Origin of the sequence: Edaphobacter sp. HDX4 (genome assembly GCF_036877565.1) — a bacterium.
Taxonomy (GTDB): Bacteria; Acidobacteriota; Terriglobia; order Terriglobales; family Acidobacteriaceae; genus Edaphobacter.
This window is the reverse complement of sequence record NZ_JAEDXW010000096.1, coordinates 1-254: the sequence shown is the minus strand read 5'-3', so window position 1 is coordinate 254 and position 254 is coordinate 1. Positions and strand designations below refer to the sequence as shown.

Annotated in this window: 1 protein-coding gene; it reads left to right on the top strand. The window is 58.3% G+C overall.

Annotated features, from left to right (window positions below; translation table 11 throughout):
* Positions 1–122: 122 nt before the first annotated feature.
* Positions 123–254, top strand: a 132-nt coding sequence (locus tag JAO29_RS23230; protein ID WP_442886483.1) for a Maf family protein, incomplete at its 3' end; no start/stop codon positions are given.

Below are 254 nucleotides of genomic sequence, written 5' to 3'. Positions count from 1 at the left end.
GCGTGGAGACGGTAAACGCAGGACCGAATCAGATCACTCTCGCTCCCAGATCGACCCACGTGATGCAGGCTCACATTACTCTAGCGAAGATGGAGAGATAAGCCTGAAATGCTGATACTCGCATCATATCGCCTCGCCGCAGCGAACTGCTGAGAGTGGCAGGCCTCGACTTCAACGTGGAGGCCGCCGACATCGACGAGCGGATCCAGGAAGGCGAGGTTGCTGCTACTTACGTCCAGCGGCTCGCGATGGAG